General features: G+C 41.0%; 16 protein-coding genes. 8 read left to right on the top strand and 8 right to left on the bottom strand.

What is annotated here, in order from left to right; translation table 11 throughout:
- The 8 genes from vnfG to nifN all read left to right on the top strand — a co-directional run.
- Window positions 1-634: V-containing nitrogenase subunit delta (gene vnfG / locus VB733_RS25385; protein ID WP_323342832.1), on the top strand; the 634-nt coding region annotated here is incomplete at its 5' end.
- Window positions 635-861: 227 nt separating this feature from the next.
- Window positions 862-2,253: a V-containing nitrogenase subunit beta gene (gene vnfK / locus VB733_RS25380; protein ID WP_323342831.1), complete on the top strand. Its 1,392-nt coding sequence runs from the start codon at window positions 862-864 to the stop codon at window positions 2,251-2,253.
- A gap of 142 nt (window positions 2,254-2,395) precedes the next feature.
- A complete protein-coding gene (locus tag VB733_RS25375; RefSeq protein WP_323342830.1) occupies window positions 2,396-3,940 on the top strand; it encodes a nitrogenase component 1 in 1,545 nt (514 codons plus the stop codon).
- 115 nt (window positions 3,941-4,055) lie between these two features.
- Window positions 4,056-5,408: a nitrogenase component 1 gene (locus VB733_RS25370; protein WP_323342829.1), complete on the top strand. Its 1,353-nt coding sequence runs from the start codon at window positions 4,056-4,058 to the stop codon at window positions 5,406-5,408.
- A 545-nt stretch (window positions 5,409-5,953) separates the two neighbouring features.
- Window positions 5,954-7,408: a cytochrome ubiquinol oxidase subunit I gene (locus VB733_RS25365; RefSeq protein WP_323342828.1), complete on the top strand. Its 1,455-nt coding sequence runs from the start codon at window positions 5,954-5,956 to the stop codon at window positions 7,406-7,408.
- Window positions 7,396-8,409 (top strand): cytochrome d ubiquinol oxidase subunit II, encoded by a 1,014-nt coding sequence (cydB, locus tag VB733_RS25360; protein WP_323342827.1) that lies wholly within the window; start codon window positions 7,396-7,398, stop codon window positions 8,407-8,409. Before VB733_RS25365 ends, cydB begins: the two co-directional genes overlap by 13 nt.
- 522 nt (window positions 8,410-8,931) lie before the next feature.
- Window positions 8,932-10,272: a nitrogenase iron-molybdenum cofactor biosynthesis protein NifE gene (gene nifE / locus VB733_RS25355; RefSeq protein WP_323342826.1), complete on the top strand. Its 1,341-nt coding sequence runs from the start codon at window positions 8,932-8,934 to the stop codon at window positions 10,270-10,272.
- A 2-nt stretch (window positions 10,273-10,274) separates the two neighbouring features.
- The gene (gene nifN / locus VB733_RS25350) at window positions 10,275-11,579 is read left to right on the top strand and encodes a nitrogenase iron-molybdenum cofactor biosynthesis protein NifN (RefSeq protein ID WP_323342825.1); all 1,305 of its coding nucleotides are present in this window, start codon (window positions 10,275-10,277) and stop codon (window positions 11,577-11,579) included.
- A gap of 5 nt (window positions 11,580-11,584) precedes the next feature.
- On the opposite strand, the gene VB733_RS25345 is transcribed toward nifN, so the two are convergent.
- The 8 genes from VB733_RS25345 to VB733_RS25310 form a co-directional block, all read right to left on the bottom strand.
- Complete coding sequence (locus VB733_RS25345; RefSeq protein ID WP_323342824.1) at window positions 11,585-12,469, bottom strand: PEP-CTERM sorting domain-containing protein; 885 nt, start codon at window positions 12,467-12,469, stop codon at window positions 11,585-11,587.
- Between the two features lie 747 nt (window positions 12,470-13,216).
- Window positions 13,217-14,020, bottom strand: coding sequence for a phosphate ABC transporter ATP-binding protein (locus VB733_RS25340; RefSeq protein ID WP_323342823.1), 804 nt, complete (start codon window positions 14,018-14,020; stop codon window positions 13,217-13,219).
- The gene (gene pstA / locus VB733_RS25335) at window positions 14,017-14,847 is read right to left on the bottom strand and encodes a phosphate ABC transporter permease PstA (protein WP_323342822.1); all 831 of its coding nucleotides are present in this window, start codon (window positions 14,845-14,847) and stop codon (window positions 14,017-14,019) included. The genes VB733_RS25340 and pstA overlap by 4 nt, the downstream gene beginning before the upstream one ends.
- Window positions 14,840-15,718 carry a phosphate ABC transporter permease subunit PstC gene (pstC, locus tag VB733_RS25330; protein ID WP_323342821.1) on the bottom strand — a complete coding sequence of 293 codons (879 nt, stop codon included), beginning with the start codon at window positions 15,716-15,718 and terminating at the stop codon, window positions 14,840-14,842. The genes pstA and pstC overlap by 8 nt, the downstream gene beginning before the upstream one ends.
- Window positions 15,675-16,529, bottom strand: coding sequence for a phosphate ABC transporter substrate-binding protein (locus tag VB733_RS25325; RefSeq protein WP_323342820.1), 855 nt, complete (start codon window positions 16,527-16,529; stop codon window positions 15,675-15,677). Before VB733_RS25325 ends, pstC begins: the two co-directional genes overlap by 44 nt.
- A 15-nt stretch (window positions 16,530-16,544) precedes the next feature.
- Complete coding sequence (locus VB733_RS25320; protein ID WP_323342819.1) at window positions 16,545-16,853, bottom strand: metalloregulator ArsR/SmtB family transcription factor; 309 nt, start codon at window positions 16,851-16,853, stop codon at window positions 16,545-16,547.
- 303 nt (window positions 16,854-17,156) lie between these two features.
- Window positions 17,157-20,093 carry a plasmid replication protein, CyRepA1 family gene (locus VB733_RS25315; protein WP_323342818.1) on the bottom strand — a complete coding sequence of 979 codons (2,937 nt, stop codon included), beginning with the start codon at window positions 20,091-20,093 and terminating at the stop codon, window positions 17,157-17,159.
- A 396-nt stretch (window positions 20,094-20,489) separates the two neighbouring features.
- The gene (locus VB733_RS25310) at window positions 20,490-20,990 is read right to left on the bottom strand and encodes a hypothetical protein (RefSeq protein WP_323342817.1); all 501 of its coding nucleotides are present in this window, start codon (window positions 20,988-20,990) and stop codon (window positions 20,490-20,492) included.
- Window positions 20,991-21,134: the final 144 nt, after the last annotated feature.

Here is a 21,134-nt window from a genome sequence, read left to right as displayed (position 1 = left end):
AGTCTACATTGATGATGGTAATGAGTTGGAGTTTTTCGAGGTATTGGATATGGTGGAACCAGATTTGGTTCTGACAGGACCTCGTGTGGGTGCGTTAGTGAAGAAATTGCACTTGCCTTATGTGAATGGACATGGTTATCACAATGGTCCTTACATGGGATTTGAGGGTGCGGTAAATATGGCGCGGGATATGTACAACGCTATTTACTCACCTTTGATGAAACTTGCTGCTTTTGATATCTGCAATGATGAACCCCAAAAAGCTCCGGCAGCTAAAACATTAAAAGCCGAAGAATTGAGTGAGAAAGTTGAGAACATTACCACATATATTCAAGAGCGGTGTTTGTGGCAATTCCACTCTCGTTCATGGGATCGGGAAGAAAATATCAATGGCGTAATCAAGAAAACTGCTGAAATTTTAACTGGGCAAAAACCCACTTTGGAAACACTCACCGACAAGTTACATTACGCAGATGCGAAAATTCTGGTATCTGAACTCAAACGTAACTTGCCTTGGATCAAAGAGTTGGATAAAACCCAGGTGAACAAAGTTCTGGAGTCTGTGAAACAAAAGTTGAGTGCAATTACTATTTCTGGCTCACTCAATGGTGAATTGCACCACTCCCTTTACTAACTAACAAAAGCTTGGCGATTGAAGCATTCATAGGGCAAACTCTCAATTTAGTTGCAGTATCTATTCCCTCTTCTAAATGAAGATATCGGGTAATAAATACAACAAGTCAGCAAACTAACTAGATATTGGGTTAGGTTTGATAGAAAACATTACTACTAGCTTTCAACTCCTAACCCAGTTTTCACACCTAGTACGTCATATCTACATTACTTAGGAGTTAATTTCAGATGCCTTTAGCTGTCAAAAAGAAAGAACGGACTGGGGTAATTAATCCTATCTTTACCTGTCAACCTGCGGGAGCAGAATATGCAACCATCGGTGTTAAAGATTGTATCCCCTTGGTACATGGTGGACAAGGTTGCAGTATGTTTGTTCGCCTCATCTTTGCTCAACACCTGAAAGAGAATTTTGATATTGCTTCTTCTTCACTCCATGAAACAAGTGCAGTTTTTGGTGGGATGCCACGGATTGAGGAAGGTGTAAAAACACTAGTACAAAGATATCCTGATTTGCGCCTCATTCCTATCATTACCACCTGTTCTACCGAAACAATTGGGGATGACGTAGAAGGAACAATCAACAAGCTCAATAAATACCTAAAAGCAGAGTTTCCCGATCGCAAAGTAACCTTGATTCCTGTACATACTCCCAGTTACCGGGGTAGTCAGGTGACAGGGTATGATGCTGGTGTGCAATCTTTAATTACCAACCTGGCTAAAAAAGGTAAACCAACTGGAAAATTAAACATTATCACTGGCTGGGTTAACCCTGGTGATGTGACTGAAGCTAAACACATTCTCAGTGAAATGGGAGTTGACGCGAATATCTTACTAGATACCGAAACCTTCAACGCCCCCACCATGCCAGATAAAAACAGCTTTACCTTTGGTAATACCACTATCGAAGATATTGCTGATTCTGCCAATGCAGTGGGAACCATTGCGTTATGCAAGTATGAAGGTGGTAATGCGGCTAAATTCTTACAAGACGAGTTTGGTGTTCCGGCAATCATTGGTCCCACACCAATTGGGATTAAAAATACCGACACCTGGCTGCAAAATATCAAGAAACTAACTGGTAAAGCAATTCCAGAATCCTTAATGGTAGAACGGGGTAAAGCGATTGACTCCTTAGCTGACCTTGCTCACATGTACTTTGCCAACAAGAAAGTTGCTATTTACGGCGACCCCGATTTGGTAATCGGTTTGGCTGAGTTCTGTTTGGAAGTTGAATTAGAGCCAGTCATGCTTTTGTTAGGTGATGATAATAAAGCCCCATCCCAAGACCCCAGATTGGCTGAATTAGAAAAGAGATCGAACCAAGCTGAGTATGACATTGAAGTCATTTGGAACGCAGACTTGTGGGAATTAGAACGTCGAATTAAAGACAGAGGTGATATTGACCTAATTCTAGGTCATTCCAAAGGTCGATATATTGCGATCGATCATAAGATTCCTATGGTGAGAGTTGGCTTCCCCACCTTTGACCGTGCTGGTTTGTGGAAAAACCCCGTCATTGGTTATCGAGGTGCGGAATGGTTAGGGGACACCATTGCTAACGCCTTGTTCTCTGATATGGAATTTAAGCTCGATCGCGAGTGGATTCTCAACGTTTGGTAAAAATCTGGAGCATGGGGAACAGTTTAATGGCTGCTACCCCAGCTTTTCAACGATAGTGCAGTCCATTTTAAACCAGGCAATACTCATTGAGAGTATCTTAGTAGCCTGGTTTCTGATTTACAGAAAAATTAGGAGAACTATTATGACTACAACACCAAAAACAAACATGGATGAAAATGTCGTATTTTATGGGCATTTAAGCGAACTATATCAATTAGCAAAAGAGGGTAAGATTAAAACTTCTTTGCAAGGTAGTCATACCCGTCCCTGCAAATTCTGGACTGCAACTAAGATTTTAAGCGGGATTAAAAATGCGATCGTGATTTCTCATGGTCCTAGTGGCTGTGCTTATGGTGTGAAACGGGCATATAAACTAACTAATAGCCGTAATAGTGGTTCTCCCTATGAAGCTGTTGTCACCACGAATATGAGTGAGAAAGCGGTGATTTTTGGTGGAGAAAAAGAACTATACGGGGCGATTTTAGAGGTTGATAAAAAATATCAACCTGATGCTATTGTCGTTGCTACCAGTTGCGCCACTGGTATTATTGGCGACTGTGTTGACGATGTGGTCAAAAAAGCTCAAAGCCAAATCCAATCGGAAATTATGACGATACACTGTGAAGGCTTTGCTGGGGAGTATCGTAGTGGATTTGACTTGGTATTTCGGCAAATTGTAGACTTTATGGAGCCACCGACCCCAGAAAGAAAAGCTCAACTAGCGGATGCAGTGAACATCGTTGGCGCAAAGATGGGTCCAGAAAGGACAGAGGTGGAAACCGATGTTAAGGAACTGATACGATTAATTACGGGGATGGGGGCTAAGGTTCACAGTGTAATTGCAGGTGACTGTACCTTAGCGGAGTTAAAGCAAGCAGCGAGTGTAGCGGTTAATTGTACCCTCTGTTTAGACCTTGGCTATCCGATGGCACAAGCTATGTACGATAAATTTGGTACGCCGATGAACTCAACTATTCTTCCCTATGGTATTAGTGCCACAGAGAAATGGTTGCAAGGAGCAGCTAAATATTTGGGTATGGAGGAACAAGCAGCTGCTTTAATGGAAAGGGAATATGCTGCCATTAAGACAGAATTTGAAGCAGCAAAGAAATATATTGAAGGTAAGTTAGCGATTATTGAAGGACATGACGCGATTAAATGCTTGTCCATAGCCCATATGTTGGAACGGGACTTTGGGATGCGTGCAGTAATTTATAACTTCCATCCCTGGAGTACGGAAGCAAGGGAAACAAGTATTGACTACCTCCTAGAAACAGGTTTAGACCCGGAAATCTTGATTACAAAAGGAACATTGGCTTTTGGTAAGTATGAGTCGATGAAACAAACCGAAGATGAATTGTTGAGTTTCATCGGTGGTTTGGATGCGGAATCAGTGGTATATTTTGGTTCTTCCTTGAGTTTTCCCCATATTCCCGTTGTCGATTTGAACGCAATTTTAAACCGTCCGAGATTCGGTTATCGCGGAGCTTTGAAGGTTGCCAGATGTATTAAAACTGCTCTGGAATATGGTTTTAGACCTCGTAGTTCCCTGACCAAACAAATGGTATTCCCCAAAAACTCCGGATTATCATCAGCGCGATCGCTCACTGGAAAATTAGCACAGGATTTACCCGACTGTACAGTATATGCTCCTCAGAAGAAACGGGGTAAATGCTTCAACGAATAGATTATCTGTAGTAGTGCTAAATGCTCCGTCCGCATCTATAGCAATGGAACCAGAGTGCTAAAGCTCTACTACAAACTACACATACAAAAAAGTATTGAGACACTAGGAGAGAAAAATGTCTGCTGGAATAGAATTTGAAAATTGCGACCACAGTAAAGACCCAATTGTTGGTTGCGCTTTGGAAGGAATTGCGACTACAGTTGCAGGAATTCAAGATGTCAGTATTGTAATTCACTCTCCCCAAGGTTGCGCGTCAACGGTTGCGGCTGGGTATGATGTTCATGAGGTTGATTTTACTAAAAGGAAAGTCGGATGTACTCGCCTATTTGAATCAGATATTGTCATGGGAGCATCCGAGAAACTGAAAAATTTAATTAAAGAAGCAGATAAATCTTTTAATTCTAAGGTTATGTTTGTGGTTGGTACTTGTGCTGCTGATATCATTGGTGAGGATATTGAAGCATTATGTAAAAACCTGCAACCAGAAATTAATGCGAAGTTAGTGCCAATGTTAGCTGGTGGATTTCGGGGTAATGGATATGATGGTTTAAATATGGGTTTGGAAGCTTTACTTCCATTTATCAAAAAACAAGAAAAAACCTGTGATAACCGCAAACGTAAACGCAAAAGTGTAAATATCATCGCCCCGCAAGCAAATATTAATCCAACTTGGTGGGCAGATTTAAAATGGGTGACTGAGACTCTAGAATCTTTAGGAATTAAGGTACAGTCAGTATTTAGCCATAATACAGCCTTTGAAGATATTGAAAATGCAGGTCATGCTTCTGCCAATATTATTCTCAGTCATGATATGGGTTATAAGTTTGCCAAAAAAATGCAGAATACCCATGATATACCTGTGATTTTGAATGATATACCTTTACCAATTGGTGTGAAAAATACTACTCGTTGGTTGAGGGCATTAGCAGAATATTTCCGAGTTGAAAAAAAAGTAGAACCCATCATTCAAAAAGGTGAAGAAATGGTGGTGGATACTTTACGTCGGCGAGCATTAATGATTATTCCTCGATACCGCAATTGTCGAGTAGCTGTATCTGCTGATGGCACAATCGGTATTGGCTTAGTACGAATGTTGTTTGAAGAATTAGAAATGATTCCAGAGCTTTTGTTGTTTCGTTCGGCAATGCCAGAAGCTCGTGGAATTCTAGAGCAAGAATTACAAAGTATGGGTATTTCTCCAAAAGTTGTATTTTCTGCCGATGGATATCAAATCAAAAATGCTTTAGAGCAAGTCAATACTGATGCAGTCTTAGGTTCAGCATGGGAAAAATATATGGCTGAGGAATTAGATATCAAGATTGCTTTTGATGTATTTAGCCCCACCAATCGAGAAACCTATCTGGATAAGCCATATTTTGGCTATGAGGGAATGATTAATATGATGGAGGTCATTGCTAACGATTGGGAAAGGGCTTTCCGTTCCAAGCATATTCATTGGACTGAATAAATATTACTAATTTTTATAGCTGGCAACTCAATCAAAAAAGGCTAGCAGTATAATATATGTTTTATACTGCTTCTAATAGCCAAGATGATTATATCTTAATATCATATTGGATTGAAGATATCAACAGACAACTTGTCAAACTAGAATCATATATCCAATTCTTTTAAACTCTTTTAACATAGATATATATTCGACACTCTGTCATATTTTATTTGCATTAAAATCTGATAATAATACCTAAATATAAAGAGATATTTTACTGATTATTAGATGATATATCGGATATTGAAAAGTTGAATTAAATACAGAAAAGAGGTGTATATATCTGTTTAAATCAAAATATTATCAGTCAGACTTAGTGAGTCTAGATATCTGAAACATGAAGTATCAATCATAAAAGTAATTACTTTTGTTAGAGTTTAATTATTAATCATCAATTCTACTCGTCAGTTACAAGAGATAGCGAAAAAATTGATGATTTTTGGTTCTTTAAATATTTAGGTCTGTCAAGCTTACCTGATAGCAATTAACTTGGAGGACAAATAATGAGTTTGCTCACAGATACAGTGATGCTTTCACGTATCCAATTTGCTGTAACTAGCATATTCCATATGTTTTGGCCCATCCTGACAATTGGGATGTCTTGGTACTTAGTCGTTATGGAAATACTCTGGCTAAAAACGAAAAATCCTGACTTTTACCGTCATGCGCGTTTTTGGTCAAAATTATATATTCTCAATTTTGGGCTGGGTGTTGCTTCTGGTGTCGCAATTGAATTTGAATTTGGGGCAAACTGGGCACCATTTTCTCTAGCTGTTGGTGACTTTCTCGGCAGTATTTTGGGCTTTGAAGGTACGATGGCATTTATGCTAGAGGCTGCATTTCTAGGGATTATGATTTATGGTTGGAACCGGGTTCCACCAATTATGCACCTACTAGCAACTATATTTGTGGCAATTGGTGCAACTCTCTCATCTTTCTGGATTATTGTTGCCAACTCATGGATGCAAACACCAGCAGGTGGGGAAATGGTTGATGGTAAATTCCTGGTTCACAGTTACCTCGAAGCCATTTTTAACCCCGCAGCTTTGAATAGTTGGTTTCATATGGTGTTGGCAATTCTGGAAACAGCTTTGTTTGTCATCGGTGGTATCAGCGCTTGGTATATCCTCAACAAACGTCATCAAGCATTTTTCAGCAAGTCCTTGAAAACAGCGATCGCATTAGCAATTCTCGTCACGCCACTACAGATTTTTGTTGGTCATCTCAGTGGTGAAGAAGTTTACCATAATCAACCAACCAAATTGGCTGCAATGGAATCTTTGTGGGAAACCGTACCCGCAGGTGAGTCTGCACCTTGGAATGTTTTAGTCGCGCCAAATGTTAAAGAAGGTAAGAATAACTGGGCACTCAGTGTACCAAGTGGCTTAGGCTTGGTTTTGGAAATGAAGCCCAAACTTTCCGAACCTGTACTTGGTTTAAATGAATGGAGACCTCAAGATCGACCCCATGCAGTTTCCTTAATATTTTATACCTTCCGCATCATGGTAGGTATTGGTTTCTTTTTCCTCGGTTTAATGGGAGTAAGTGTTGTCCAATGGTTGCGAGGTAAGCTAGCTGTAGAAAATATTACTCAACAACCCTGGTTGCTGCGTGCTTGGATGATTGCTGCACCCTTGGGTTACGTGGCTGTGGAATCTGGCTGGATGGTGCGAGAAGTTGGCAGACAACCTTGGATTGTTTACGGACAAATTCGTACTGCCGATGCTGTTTCTCATGTTCCAGCTAGCAATGTCCTAGTTTCACTGATTGCCTACACCAGTATCTATCTACTGTTACTTGGCTGCGCTTTATACTTTGGTAGCCGGATTATTCGCCAGGGTCCAAATTTAGAAATACCTTTGCCCAATCATGTTTTACTACAGGGCAGTACAACAGAACATATTACCGAAAGTGTCACTATCGATACCACAAAACCGGAGATTTCATGGAAGCCGTAAATACAACTTTACCACTGCTTTGGTTCGGACTTGTCGCCTTGTTCCTCAGCTTATACCTCATCACAGATGGCTTTGATTTAGGTGTCGGAATTCTCACTTTGACTGCTGCAAACGAAGAACGTCGCGGGATAATTATCAATACTTTAAGCACTGTTTGGGATGCCAATGAAACTTGGCTGGTATGTACGGGAGGTTTATTGTATGGTGCTTTTCCCCTTGCCTACGCGACTATTATGAACGCATTGTATATCCCCATTACCCTAATGGTGATTGGGTTCATCTTCCGTGCTGTCGCCTTTGAATTCCGCGAACATTCTATCAATAAAACCTATTGGAACTGGGGTTTTGGTGGTGGTAGTTTGCTTGTAGCTTTTTCCCAAGGATTAGTATTAGGTGGTGTGATTGCCGGAATTAAAGTTGATGCATCTGGGAATTTTATTGGTGGTACTTGGGATTGGTTGAATTTACCATCAATATTAGTGGCGTTAACTGTAGTTCAAGGGTATGTTTTAATCGGTTCTACTTACCTAATTTCTAAGACAGAAGGTGAATTAAAACAATATCACTATACCACTGCCAAATTTAGCGCTATTACTACATTCCTTGGTGCATTGGCATTGACGTTTGCTGCACCTATGTTCTACGAATCTATTCGGAATAAGGTATTTCATCAACCAGAACTTTTGATTTTTGAAGCGATTCCTTTTATTGCAACAGGTACGATGGCACTACTAATGAGTAGTCTCAATCGTCGTCAAGAAAAGATGCCTTTTGTCTGGACAATTGCAGTTTTCTTGATCACAATTTTGTCCTTGGCTTTTGTGGTATTTCCTTATATAATTCCCTTCCAAGTCACAATTTATCAAGCCTCTTCTTCCCTGAGTTCCCAAACCTTCATGATTGCTTTCATCGGGTTTTTCGTCCCGATTATATTGTTCTACAATGCCTATCTTTACCGGGTGTTTCAAGGTAAGGTTATCAGCCCACATTACGGAGAGTAAAATATCTCCTTATGAAGTTACAGCCCACCCGAACTTCGGGTGGGTTTTACTTTGCTGGAATATTCAAAACTGAGGGAGTTACAGAAAATCATATTATTGTGCATCCTGTAATCAGCTTGATAATACCTACGGTGATAAAATATACGCTTTTGTTCGGACTTAAAAAATACAATTTTTTGGATAGCTTTGCCATACATTTTCCCGAGTTTTGAAATCATGTGAACAGCATTTAAGCAGCATCTAACTGAAGTAAGAATTTTTGACATTCTGCAAATATATTTTACTTTAGTAAATAGATGAGAAATTTGTATGCTAAACTTGCCTTAGAGGGGAAAATAAATCTTCAACACAATTACCTATCTTAGAAATTTTACATTTAGTTTGCTAGTTTCACAAGTTATATTGAACTGTTAGCTATTACCTAAGTTTAAATTTAAGAAGAATGCTAAAAATACTACTGTTTTATCTATCAAAAATTTTCTAATTTATAATCACAATAATATGAAATCTAACCCAAGACAAATGAACAATTCACCTACTCCATTTGGGCATGAAAGTAATATCCAAAACCAGGAAAAGACCTCTATTCTATCCCAACCAGGAATAGTTCAAGGGGGTTGTGTTTTTGATAGTGCCATGATTACCCTACTACCAATAAGTGATGCCGTTCACATAGTTCATGGTTCAAGTGGTTGTGCTAGTAGTATGTGGGGGAATTTAACTAGTCTTTCTTCTAATTCCACACTTTCCAACACTCGCTTCACTAGCGAAATTGAAGAAAGTGATATCATTTTTGGGGGAGCAAAAAAGCTTCGTAAAGGCATTCTCGAATTGCAAAGACGCTACAAACCATCTGCAATATTTGTTTATTCAACTTGTATCACCGCGATGATTGGTGATGACATTGAGGGTGTTTGTCGAGATGTGAGGGAAGAAACCGGAATCCCCGCGATTCCAGTACATTGTCCAGGATTTATCGGCGCTCAAAGTTTAGGTCATCGGGTTGCTGCTCAAGCTTTATTAGAACATGTAATTGGTACAGCAGAGCCTGATGTTTCTACAGATTTTGATATTAACTTGATTGGTGAATATAATATAGCTGGGGCAATCTGGAATATTTTGCCGCTTTTGGAAAAATTGGGTATCCGAGTTTTAGCAAAAATTACGGGTGATGCTCGTTATCAAGAAATTTGTTACGCCCATCGTGCCAAGCTGAATGTGGTACTGTCCTCTAAACCTCTAAGCAGTATGGCGAAGAGGATGCAGAAAAAGTTTGATATTCCCTATATTGAAGAGTCTTTTTACGGTGTAGAAAATACGAATCAATGTCTGCGAAATATTGCGGTTAAATTGGGTAATGCAGATTTACAGGAGCAAACAGAAAAGCTGATTACAGAAGAGACTGCTGCTTTAGATGAGAAACTGGCTATATATCGTGCTCAATTGAAAAATAAGCGGATTGTTTTAGATATTGGCAGCTTTAAGAGTTGGTTGATAATTTTTGCAGCTAAAAAACTGGGAATGGAAGTTATACCCATCATCACAAGGGATATTAATGAGGATGGGCAAACCAGAATTAAAACTTTGTTAGGTGGGGAAAGGATAATTTTTCCATGTGGTAGTCCTGAAGAGATTCAGCAAATAATTAACGAAAATCAAGGGGATATGTTGATTAGCGATCGCTATTACCAATATAGTGCCATTAAAACTGGTATTTCTTTCCTTGACATCAATAGTGAGCGGAATTACTCCTATACAGGCTATGTAGGGATGTTGGAAATCACCAAAGAACTGTATGCAGCTTTTTCCAACCCTATATGGGAACAACTACATCAACCCAATCCTTGGGATGAGGAGGTATAAAGATGGCAATTGTCAGTCTTACAAGTACATCGGTTGCGGTAAATCCCCTCAAACAAAGCCAAACTTTGGGTGCAGCTTTAGCCTTTTTGGGATTCAAAGGAATAATCCCCTTATTACATGGTTCCCAAGGTTGTGCAGCTTTAACTAAAGTCATATTAGCAAGACATTTACGTTCCTCAATACCCCTCTCGACAACAGCGATGACAGAAGTTGCCACCGTTTTGGGTGGTGAGGAAAATGTTGAAGCAGCAATCTTGAGTTTGGTGGAGAAATCCCAGCCAGAAATTATCGGTTTATGTACCACTGGATTGATGGAAACTAGGGGGGATGATATGGGACGCTTTGTTAAGGAGATTCGTCACCGTCATCCAGAATTGGACTATTTACCGATTGTACTTGTCTCCACGCCAGATTTTAAAGGTGCATTACAAGATGGTTTTGCGGCTGTGGTGGAAAGTATAGTGAAAACAATTCCCCAAAAAGCTGAGAAGCAAAATATTTGTTCTAAGCAAATTACTATTTTGGCAAGTTCTGCTTTCACCCCAGGAGATGTCCAGGAAATCAAAGAAATAATTACGGATTTTGGACTTAATCCCATTATCCTACCCGACTTGGGAGCCTCATTAAGTAGTCATCTAGAAAACTCCCACAGTTCTATTAGCACTACTGGCACAACTCTAGAACAATTGCGAGTAATTAGTAATTCTGTCTGTACTTTGGCTTTGGGTGAAAGTATGCGGGGTGCAGCGCAAATTTTAGGAAAAAAGTTTTCTACACCCTACGAGATTTTTAGAGAACTAACGGGGCTAAAAGCCACAGATAAATTTTTGCAAACCTTGGCACATATTAGCGGTAAAGCTATACCAGAAAAGTATCGACAGCAACGCTATCAATTGCAAAATGTGATGGTGGATACTCATCCTTACTTTGGCTGCAAGAGAGTATCCTTAGCACTGGAGCCAGATTTACTATGGTCAACAATTTGTTTTCTCCAATCAATGGGAATGCAGGTTCATTGCTGCATCACAACTACACGCTCTCCAATACTGGAAGAACTGCCAATAACTAGTGTCACAATTGGTGATTTAGAAGACTTGGAGCAACTTGCTAGTGGTTCTGACTTGCTAATTACTAATTCTCACGGGGATGCTTTAGCACAACGCTTAAGTATCCCTTTCTATCGTCTGGGGATTCCTATTTTTGATTGTTTAGGTCACGGGCAATTTCCTAGAGTAGGTTATCGTGGGACAATACAGCTTTTATTTGATATTAGTAATTTATTGTTTCAGCAGGAAATGAAAGGGTAAGAATATTACCCTTTGTATGCTCTCTGTGGAGCATTGCTAACTTCAGAAAATTCTACTCCAACTAAACGGCGTTTTTGTCGCAGTTTCAACATCACAAGCATTGCTCCAGCAACTACAAAGCCAGAAGTTGTTGATGGTTCGGGAACCTGAGTAACTACAAATGATAACTTATCAGCATAGGCATCATTAACACGTCCCCGCACATAGTTCATATTCAAAACAACATTAACTTGTCGTGAACCGACGGGAAGAATACCTTGAGTAGACTTAAATAATAAACCTGTAGTGTTGTTTCTTTCTTCCGGAGTAGGAGAAGTAATGCTGGTTTTACCCAAAGACAAACCATCTTGGTTTAAAAAATCAAGACTTAGCAGCACATTATCTTGGTCAGTCGCATATCCGCCTAACCAAGCAGCCAAATCATAAGCACCTTTACCTGTATCAATAATTGAAGTCAGGTCAGTTACATTTATTAACTGAGATGCACTGGAAGAACTTCTATCAGCACCACCAAAAAACAAATTTTTGCCTCGATTATCTGGTCCAGGACTGTTGGCATTGGGAAGCCCACTGACACTAACTGTTTGACCTAGATTATTCACAAATTCAAAACCACTTGCGCCGTAGCAAAGAACACTAAAGCTACCAGTTGTCTTCCAAGCGGGAATACTAGGTATAGAAGAACCTACAGCATTACCAACTGCATCACAACCACCTTGCTCCCCATTCCCATTAACTATTAAGTTTTTACCCAACACTGCATCTTTAATCACTGTTGCGGCATAGAGGGAATGACTGCTAAATAAATTTAGCGTTAGTCCTGTTACTAAAATGACTCCAATTTTAACTGTACGTTGAAATCGAAATGAAAAAGTATTTTGCTGAGCCATAATATTTTACCAATCAGTATATACCAACTTTCATGGTAATTATTTTTTACCAAAATAGTTGGTAAAAACGTAGCGAAAACTACAGATTTATGTTAAGTTTTTGAAAAGCAATCACCTCCAATATCAAGCAATTCAATGACCGCAAATCTTTATACTTATCTACTGATGTTCGCGCAGATAGTATTCTAGCGATTCTCAGTTGAGTGTAATCCGGTAATTACTGATACTAGACTACCAACTTTATTGGTAGTAAAATTTATTACCAATGAAAGTTATAGATCAATACAGTTCAGTTAAGGATAAAATCAATTACTGCCAATAAAACAGATCAACTTTTTTGGAGGGGTCTTGGGGGACGCAACCTAGGCTGTGTACTTTGTTAAAATTTGAGCGGTTTCTAGTAATTTTGTACGTGACGTCAAATTGTCCATCAAAAGCCCAGTTAAATAAGCTTTACAGCCTTTGTGAATAGTCACGTTTTTTGTATGAACAAAATCCCAAAAAAGGCACAGAGTCAACAGCCTAGACGCAACCGTCCAAAGTTTGACGGGAAGAACATCTCCCCGTCAACTTTTCCCAATTGGGGGTTTGGGAGAGAATCCCCCAAATCTTGGTTCTCAACAAATCGATTGACTGATCACCTTAACTGAACCGTATTGAGTTATAGATATTAAATTTTTGTTAATTTGAACATTTATTTAAGATATCTTGAGTTGATACGAAGCTGAAGCTAAAAAGGTGTAAATACTATCCGCGAATACCATTTACATAAGCAGCAGTCAAATCGTGCTGTGGCGCGGTAAAAATCTGCTCGACTGTACCATATTCGATTAATCTTCCCACTTCTGCTTGTACCCAAAACAGGGCAGCGTAATCACCAATGCGTCTAGCTTGAGCAAGGTTATGGGTGACAATTACCACTGTGTAACTTCCCCGCAGACTGGCAATTAAATCCTCAACTACGCCACTAGAAATCGGATCGAGCGCACTACAGGGTTCATCAAATAATAAAACTTCTGGTTGCAAAACCAAAGCACGGGCAATACATAATCGCTGCTTTTGTCCACCAGACAGAGATAAGGCAGGAGTATTCAGTCTATCTTTAACTTCGTTCCACAGTCCGACATCTTGCAGTGTGGTTTCAATCAGCCAGTCGAGTTTGGCGCGGTTTTTAATTCCGTGTTCTTGTAGGGGAAATGCCAGATTCTTCCAAATGGAGAAGGGGAAAGGATTGGGTTTTTGGAAGATTGTACCCACACGCCGACGCAGGTTAATTACATCTATTCGTTCCTTGAGAATTTCTAAAGCATCTAAGCGAATGCTTCCCGTTACTTTGGTATCAGGGATTAAGTCAGTTAAGCGATTGAGACAACTCAAAAAACTGGTTTTACCACAACCGGAAGGACCCACCAATGCCGTAATCTTCCCGGCGTGAATGGGCATGGTGACATCTGTAAAAGCAGCTTTTTTCCCGTAATATAAACTCAATCTCTCGGTTTGCATTGAGGGCAGAGATAACCGAGAATTTTGTCTGAGTTGAGATGGCTTCATAGTGTAATCCTCCCCGCTAACCAAAACTTAGCTGTCCAAGTTGCCATACCATTCACCAGCAACAATAAAACCAACAGCACTAAGGCAGAGCCGTAGGCGTTAGCATCTCCGCCAGCCACATTCATGGATAAATCAAAAATATGCACCGAAAGCGATCGCCCGGAATCTAGTAATGACTCTGGCATCCGATCTACATAACCACTGGTAAAAATTAATGCTGCTGTCTCAGCAATCGCTCTCCCAATTCCCAGCACTAAACCAACAATTAACCCTGGTGTCGCTGCTGGTAAGAGTAGTTTCCCTAATGTAGTGGTGCGTGATAATCCCAAAGCTGCTGCCCCTAAGCGATACTCACTGGGAACAGCTTGCAGTCCTGCTTCTGTAGAACGTATGAGAATCGGCAACACCATACAAGCTAAAGTCAACCCACCAGACAAAATTGAAAAGCCCAATCCCAACTTAATGGAGAAAAAGGCGTTACCAAATAAGCCAAAGACAATCGATGGTACTCCTGCCAATACATCTAAGCTGCGCCCTACTAAACGCCCAAACAGACTTTCAGTGGTGGTAAACTCGGCTAACAGTATGGCAGTACCAACGCCAAGGGGGAGAGAAACCGCCATACAAACCCCCAATATCAAACAAGTAGAAATCAAAATTGGGGCAATTCCCCCCTCACGCCCAGCATTGCGCGGTGTAGTTGTCAGAAATTCCCAAGATACTTGCCCGACACCGTGCCAGAGGATATCACCTAAAATCCAGCAGAAAACGGCAGTGACAAATAAAGCGATCGCCCAAAAGACAAGGGTAGGTAATTTTTTAGCCATAGCTGTTTCTCCTACTCATGCTTTCAGTAACAGCTACTAAAATGGCGATCGCTCCCATTAATAACAAACCACTGACAAACAATGCTGAACGATGATTTCCTGTCGCGTAAGCCATTTCTAAAGCAATATTGGCTGTCAGGGTGCGAATGGGGTCAAATATACTGGTGGGTGTTTGGACTACATTGCCACAAACCATTAACACTGCCATTGTTTCCCCTATCGCCCTTCCCGTTCCTAAAATTAAACCAGTAAATAAACCAGATTTCGCCGCAGGTAAAACGACGCTTCTAATTGTTGCCCAGGGAGAAATTCCCAAGGCAGCTGCACCTTGTAAATACTCGTTGGGGACTTCCGAAAAACTGGCTTCTGCTGTTAAGGCAATGGTAGGCAGAATCATTAATGTCAAAATCGCAATTCCCGCTAACAAACTTGCTCCTGGTGGTTGCAGTTTGCCAATCAGTGGTACAAGAACAACCAAACCCCAGAACCCGTAAACTACAGAAGGAATACCAGCTAGTAAATTAATTAACTGCCGATATAATCCCCCAACTACAGGCGGCGCATAATACTGACAAAAGATTGCTGAACCAATACCCAAAGGTGCAGCAAATAGTACAGAACCGAATGTCACCAACAGACTACCCCACAGCATGGGCAGTAAATTATAGAGTCCTTGCACCGGATTCCAAGAGCGATCGCTCACAAAACGCAACCATCCCACCTCTCGCAGTATCGGCAGTGCTTCAAGTAATAAGAATGTGGTGATTAAGATAACGATAATACCCGTAATTACAGCCAAACTCCGTAATATCCACAGGAGAAAAATATCACTTTGAGATGGGGACAAAATCTTGGTTTTTAACAATGTCATGGACTTGTGGCGATTGTGCAAACTCGATAAATGCTTTATCTAAGCCTTGGGGCTGGGTTTTAGTCACCAAATTGAGAGGACGGGACAGGGGAAACGTCCCATTCTGCACATTCTCTGTGGTGGCGGCAATTCCATTCAGGGGCAATAATTTAATGGTCACGCCGTTATTGCTACTAAATTCAGCCGTACCAATTGATATATAACCGATGGCATTAGGATTACCTGCTACTGTCTTAATCCCCTGCTGATTGTCTCCAATCACCACCGATGCTTTGATATCGCTATTTTTGAGTTGGAAATAGCTCAGAAATAATTCCAGGGTAGAACGTCCCTCAGCTTTATTGACAACTGTAATCGGTGCATTTTTGCCGTTAACCTGTTGCCAGTTGTTAATTTTACCTGTGTAAATATCAACAACTTGTTGATTGGAGAGGGATTTTACTGGGTTATCTTTGTGTAAAATTATGCCAACTCCGTCGCGGGCGATCGCAAAACCTTGTAAATCTTTTTCTTCTTCTTTGAGGCTACGAGATGCCATCCCAATATTAGCAACCCCTGTACGCGCATCAGCAATACCGCGAGATGAACCGCCTGTTTGCACATCTACTCGCACATCAGGATGCTCTGATTCAAATCGCTTACCAATTTCTGCTGCCAATGGTGCAACTGTACTAGAGCCTGTTAAAACTAATCTTCCTTGTAATTTATTGGTTGGTTGAGTTGCTGTTGGGGATGGTTGGGTACAAGCTTGTAAACCTAAGCCAATTGTGAAAGCGACAGTAATAAATGCTATGGTTTTGAGTCGTTGCATCGAAAAATTCTAGTTCTATTCAAAGGAGAGGAGACAACAGCCTAAATCAATTGCTTTAACAGCGTTGACTTGTCGAATCGTGGGTACAAAATGGTAAAGTACCGCCTTACCATCTCGTGTCGCCTCCACAAAACCTGCCTCCCGCAAGATTTTTAAATGGTGGGATAATAAACTCTGCTCTAGCTGTAAGACAGAATTCAGTTCCCCTACATGTTTAGGACCCTCCATGAGAATTTTTAGAACAGATAGACGTGTTGTATCTGCTAAAACTTTGAGTTGATGGGCGCAAAAGTCTGAGGATGAGGCAACATCTTTAGGGTTCATTGTTCGCCATGAGTATAATATGAATTGTTATTGATATGAAAATTTTTTCAAGTTTAATCTGAATTATACTTCCTGGCTGGGCATATTCCATAAAACCAATCAACAAAACTCATTGCACCAAATTCTTGCGTTCACGAAGTGACTCCTACCCTGCGAGAAGCTAAAGCAGTGATCGCGCCATTTGCCAAAATACTCAACTCCCCCTGGATAGTAATTTGGGGAATAACCGATAGTTTGCGTCCAAATCATGTAGTTCATAAATACTGTTTTATTACTGGTGGACACTGATAAACCTACGGTTCGCTACGCGATCGCTCGATCGCACCATTTTGTAAAAACCACGTCTCGTCCATCTTTCGGCTCGATAAACTGATATACTCGCTCCCGCTCTCCCCTCGCCCCAAATCGCCCGACGTAGGTTAAGCTCAATCCCAATTTACTAAGCAATGTTTGAGCGATCGCAACTTCACTCATCTTCTCAGACACAGAAATCCTCAGATAATTCCGAATAATGTGCCGATGCTGCACCGCAGTCGCCTTCAACTGCTGCAACTCAACATCGGAACCGCGATACATCGCCCCAGGCGTAAGAAAATGACGAATATTCAGGTCTTCCAGTAATAAAACCAAGGGTAATAACTGCCCACGATTAAAATCTGGTTTCCAAATAGCGCGATCGCCCACTTCAATTTGAGTCTTTGCCCGGTTGCGATCGCGCTCCATAAGTTGCTCCCTTCCCATCGTCAGAAAATAATGCAGCCGCAACTGTGGATACCACCCACTATCATCCTTCTCAACAAGTGTTGGTGTCACCTCAACCCCGTAACGCTCTTTCAATAAAGCTTTCCGTTCTTGGTGTCGTTCGGTTTTGGTTTTAGCTTTTTTATCCTGCAACTTCTTAAATTCTGTGTCGGAGATGGTTTCGGAAGAAGCGATCGCCTTACACTCCTCCCCATACAACTCCAGAGAAGCGGCTTTGACGGAATCATAAACCCCGTGGCATTCTTCCTCTGGAACCTTATCCGCGTCAATAATTTGATAACCATCCTTCTCCAAACCCTGCAACACAAATTCCCGATAACACCGCATCTGAGCATTAATCACACAAGCCCGTTTCGCCCATGTTTGTAAAGATTCCGGCTGAAAATTCTCATCGATGCTGTAATCTGCATTGTCAGCCTGCGACAACAAGGTAATATTTGCCCGTGCAGCTGCATGTTGACTCGCCAAAAGCACACCTACCGATGTGGAACCATTGCCAACCATACCAATGCCGTTACTTCGCACCCAAATATGGCGTTCGACCGTTTCCCGCAACCTCGCTAGCATCTGCCGCACGGAATTAGCAGACTGTACACCTTGGAAAATACCCCACACTGCGGAAAAATACCCTTTTATGTCGATCGATACTCCCGTCTCCAAACTCGGTGACGCGATAACAAGGTCATATTTGACAAGTATTTCGTTGAGATGGGCAATACAACCAAACGCAGGATGTGACGGGTCAGAAACGGATTCGCTATCGATTCGTAAAATCCTTAACTCTGGGAATTTGCGGCGAAATCGTTCTTCTAATGCCTGCGTTCCCCACTTCGATTTGGCTTTTTGGGCGGAACAACACAATAAATGATGCCCTCCTTCTGGGATTACCTTATCGATCGCAGCAATCAAATCCTGGGGATTGCTCCCCTCGTAGGTATAGCAGTTTCCAGATTGAGGTTGATAATTGTTAACAATTACAAAGGGCTTAACTATTATCTCCCCTGCCAAGGACAACACATAATCCACATCGCAATCAGACACATCCGCACTGGCAAGATAAATCTTCCCGTGGGGACTGCTCAAAACATTCTGAATGAGAGACTTGAGGTTTTTGAGAACAGCAACCCGTCGTTTTGCTACTTCGGTTCCTGAATTGAGTAAGTGCCAGAATACTTGGTCACACTCGTCGATGATGACCGTATCGTTATACCAGTCGTTGGGATTGAACCTGGCTTGGCTTTGATGGTGCAAAGAATCTATACAGACTCCATAACCGAGGAAATCTCCCGTTCCTGAGTCTTTAACCTCGGTTACGTAATTAACTCCGAAGCGATCGCACAAAGCCTCACCCAACTGAATCCGATGAGTAATAATTAGCACCCTCCGATTATTTTCATGAGCCTTGGCAACTTCACCTGTTAACCACTCTGTTTTACCCGTTCCTTTTGCTGATTTAAGAACGATAAGCCGCTCTGTATCCGGGATTTGGATATGTCCGAGGAATGGGCGATCGCACTCCAAAGCAGGCTGATAATTCAGCAGCGTAAACAGCCTCACTTGCCAAATATCCAAGGTGTCGGATTTGTCGTAAAGTTCATCGAATGTGTCTCGTCCCTGAGCAACAACAAAATCATCAACTCCCTTCTCTGGTCCCGGTAAATCGATGACTCTAACTTCACAGCCTTCAACAGCCAGTAATTTCCCCATACGTTTGATGGCAGTTCTAACGTTTTTGATGGTTTCGGGTTTGCGATCGCGATCGAAGCAAACATCAATTCGTCTATTTGTTGTTGCAAAATGTTTCAAATCTGGAATGAGAAAAGGTTTACCGATAGTATTGCCATCGTCATCTTTGGGAAGTCTATAGCCAGCATTGATTCCAGGGATTGCGATCGCTGCATACCCAGCACTGAGTAAACAAGCTGCTTTCTTAGCTCCCTCGACAATGACGATTGGTACGTTGTTTTTCCATACCCAGTACCAGAAACCGTTGGGATGTTCTAAGTCTTCGGGAGCGATCGCAATTCCGCAGTTTTTTGAGATTTTTCTCCAAATCCGGTGTGATACTTGTAAAAAGAATGCTCTGGTTGGTTCTTTATAGGGGTGTTCGTATTTTATATACTTGTGGATTTTATTGCGATCGCGAAGCGACTCCTTGCGAGTATCGCGCCTTGGTTTGTCCGGCTTGAAGCACCCCCACATCATGGGATTGTAGTCGTCGAGTGGGTCAACTCCGTTACACCACCAGCCACCATGTTCAATATGGCGATATTTTTTCAAATCCCCGTCTCGTAAGCGTCCATCATTGCGTCGTGATATTTTAGGGCTGTAAATCAAGTATTCGTAAGGTGTTCTGCCTTCAAGGGATTTGACGTTGAGATAGGTTATCTCTGCATCAACACCGCTATCATGCCATTCCCGTAGATGTTGAAATTGGATTTGTGTGTATAGGGTATCAATAAGTTGCTTTGCAAACATGTTCATATTCCCCTCAGATTTTTGTATCAGTTGTTGATACTTAAGCGCATGAAAATGTAGCGGTAAATTGAAGAGATACCGCATTTAAAAACTCTTTGAAGCTTTCGACGAGTAATGAGTAATGTCAACTCTTTACTATCGGGAGAAAAATCAATAACAATAGCACAAAGTATTTGAGCAAATTACAGAAGCCTAAGCGATCGCTTTCCACCTTTGGGCGATCGCCTCTTAAATGTGTTTGAAATAATAATTAAAAATGAGATTATTGTTACGGAAGTAGCGTTTCATGATGCATGAAACAGCAGATTCATTTTTTCAGTTCTTTACTCCTTTTCTAAGTTTGCTCATTTTTGTCTCTGATGCAAATATCTCTGTACATATCTGAAAGAAAGTGGTTTAAGATACTTTGTCCCCAACCTCCTTACTGTCTCCAAATCTCCTAACTTTTGTGTCTCTCCATTGAATTAATATTTCTCCATCCAAGGCTTCTACTATATCAATAAATGTTTCAAGAGTCGGATTTCCTTCATTCGACAATGCTTTTTGAAGCATATTTCTTCGATTAACAGGCGTAGCCTTTTCGTCACCTTTTGCCTGCCTGATTTGACAAAATCGACGGTTTAGTGCTGCCAGATCGATGCCTAATTCACGCATTCTCTCGTGGATTATAGACATATCCATAAGTTTTTCCTCTTTAGTCTCTCTTATAAGTCTAAAGAGGTATAGCACAATTCCGCCATTAGAGTTAACGGCTTTCATTATGTGATGCAATTCATTTACTTTTAACACCTTAATAATATGCCAAAAACAACTTTTTGACAAGCCACAAAAATATATTGACAATGCCATAAAAAGCATATAAATTAAATAGCAAAGGGCGATTGCCTTGTCTCGCAAACTTAACAATCGCCCTTTGAACCTTTACAGGAGTCTATATTATGACTTATGCGACGGATGCTTTTCAAGTTTCCTCAAGCGATCGCGAAGCGTGGGCTTTGCCCAATCGCCCCAAATCGCTCCAAAGTCTAAATGACATCAAGG

The organism is Calothrix sp. UHCC 0171 (assembly GCF_034931845.1).
Taxonomy (GTDB): domain Bacteria; phylum Cyanobacteriota; class Cyanobacteriia; order Cyanobacteriales; family Nostocaceae; genus Brunnivagina.
Note: the sequence above shows the minus strand (reverse complement) of the source record. Positions and strands in the feature narration are given on the sequence as shown.

Excerpts from the sequence above, each read along its gene's own strand:
- pstA (WP_323342822.1), bottom strand. The coding sequence starts at position 14,847 with ATGGCTAAAAAATTACCTACCCTTGTCTTTTGGGCGATCGCTTTATTT.
- pstC (WP_323342821.1), bottom strand. The coding sequence starts at position 15,718 with ATGACATTGTTAAAAACCAAGATTTTGTCCCCATCTCAAAGTGATATT.
- VB733_RS25340 (WP_323342823.1), bottom strand. The coding sequence starts at position 14,020 with ATGAAGCCATCTCAACTCAGACAAAATTCTCGGTTATCTCTGCCCTCA.
- cydB (WP_323342827.1), top strand. The coding sequence starts at position 7,396 with ATGGAAGCCGTAAATACAACTTTACCACTGCTTTGGTTCGGACTTGTC.
- VB733_RS25345 (WP_323342824.1), bottom strand. The coding sequence starts at position 12,469 with ATGGCTCAGCAAAATACTTTTTCATTTCGATTTCAACGTACAGTTAAA.
- VB733_RS25370 (WP_323342829.1), top strand. The coding sequence starts at position 4,056 with ATGTCTGCTGGAATAGAATTTGAAAATTGCGACCACAGTAAAGACCCA.
- VB733_RS25375 (WP_323342830.1), top strand. The coding sequence starts at position 2,396 with ATGACTACAACACCAAAAACAAACATGGATGAAAATGTCGTATTTTAT.
- vnfK (WP_323342831.1), top strand. The coding sequence starts at position 862 with ATGCCTTTAGCTGTCAAAAAGAAAGAACGGACTGGGGTAATTAATCCT.
- nifN (WP_323342825.1), top strand. The coding sequence starts at position 10,275 with ATGGCAATTGTCAGTCTTACAAGTACATCGGTTGCGGTAAATCCCCTC.
- VB733_RS25365 (WP_323342828.1), top strand. The coding sequence starts at position 5,954 with ATGAGTTTGCTCACAGATACAGTGATGCTTTCACGTATCCAATTTGCT.
- nifE (WP_323342826.1), top strand. The coding sequence starts at position 8,932 with ATGAACAATTCACCTACTCCATTTGGGCATGAAAGTAATATCCAAAAC.
- VB733_RS25325 (WP_323342820.1), bottom strand. The coding sequence starts at position 16,529 with ATGCAACGACTCAAAACCATAGCATTTATTACTGTCGCTTTCACAATT.
- VB733_RS25315 (WP_323342818.1), bottom strand. The coding sequence starts at position 20,093 with ATGTTTGCAAAGCAACTTATTGATACCCTATACACACAAATCCAATTT.
- VB733_RS25320 (WP_323342819.1), bottom strand. The coding sequence starts at position 16,853 with ATGAACCCTAAAGATGTTGCCTCATCCTCAGACTTTTGCGCCCATCAA.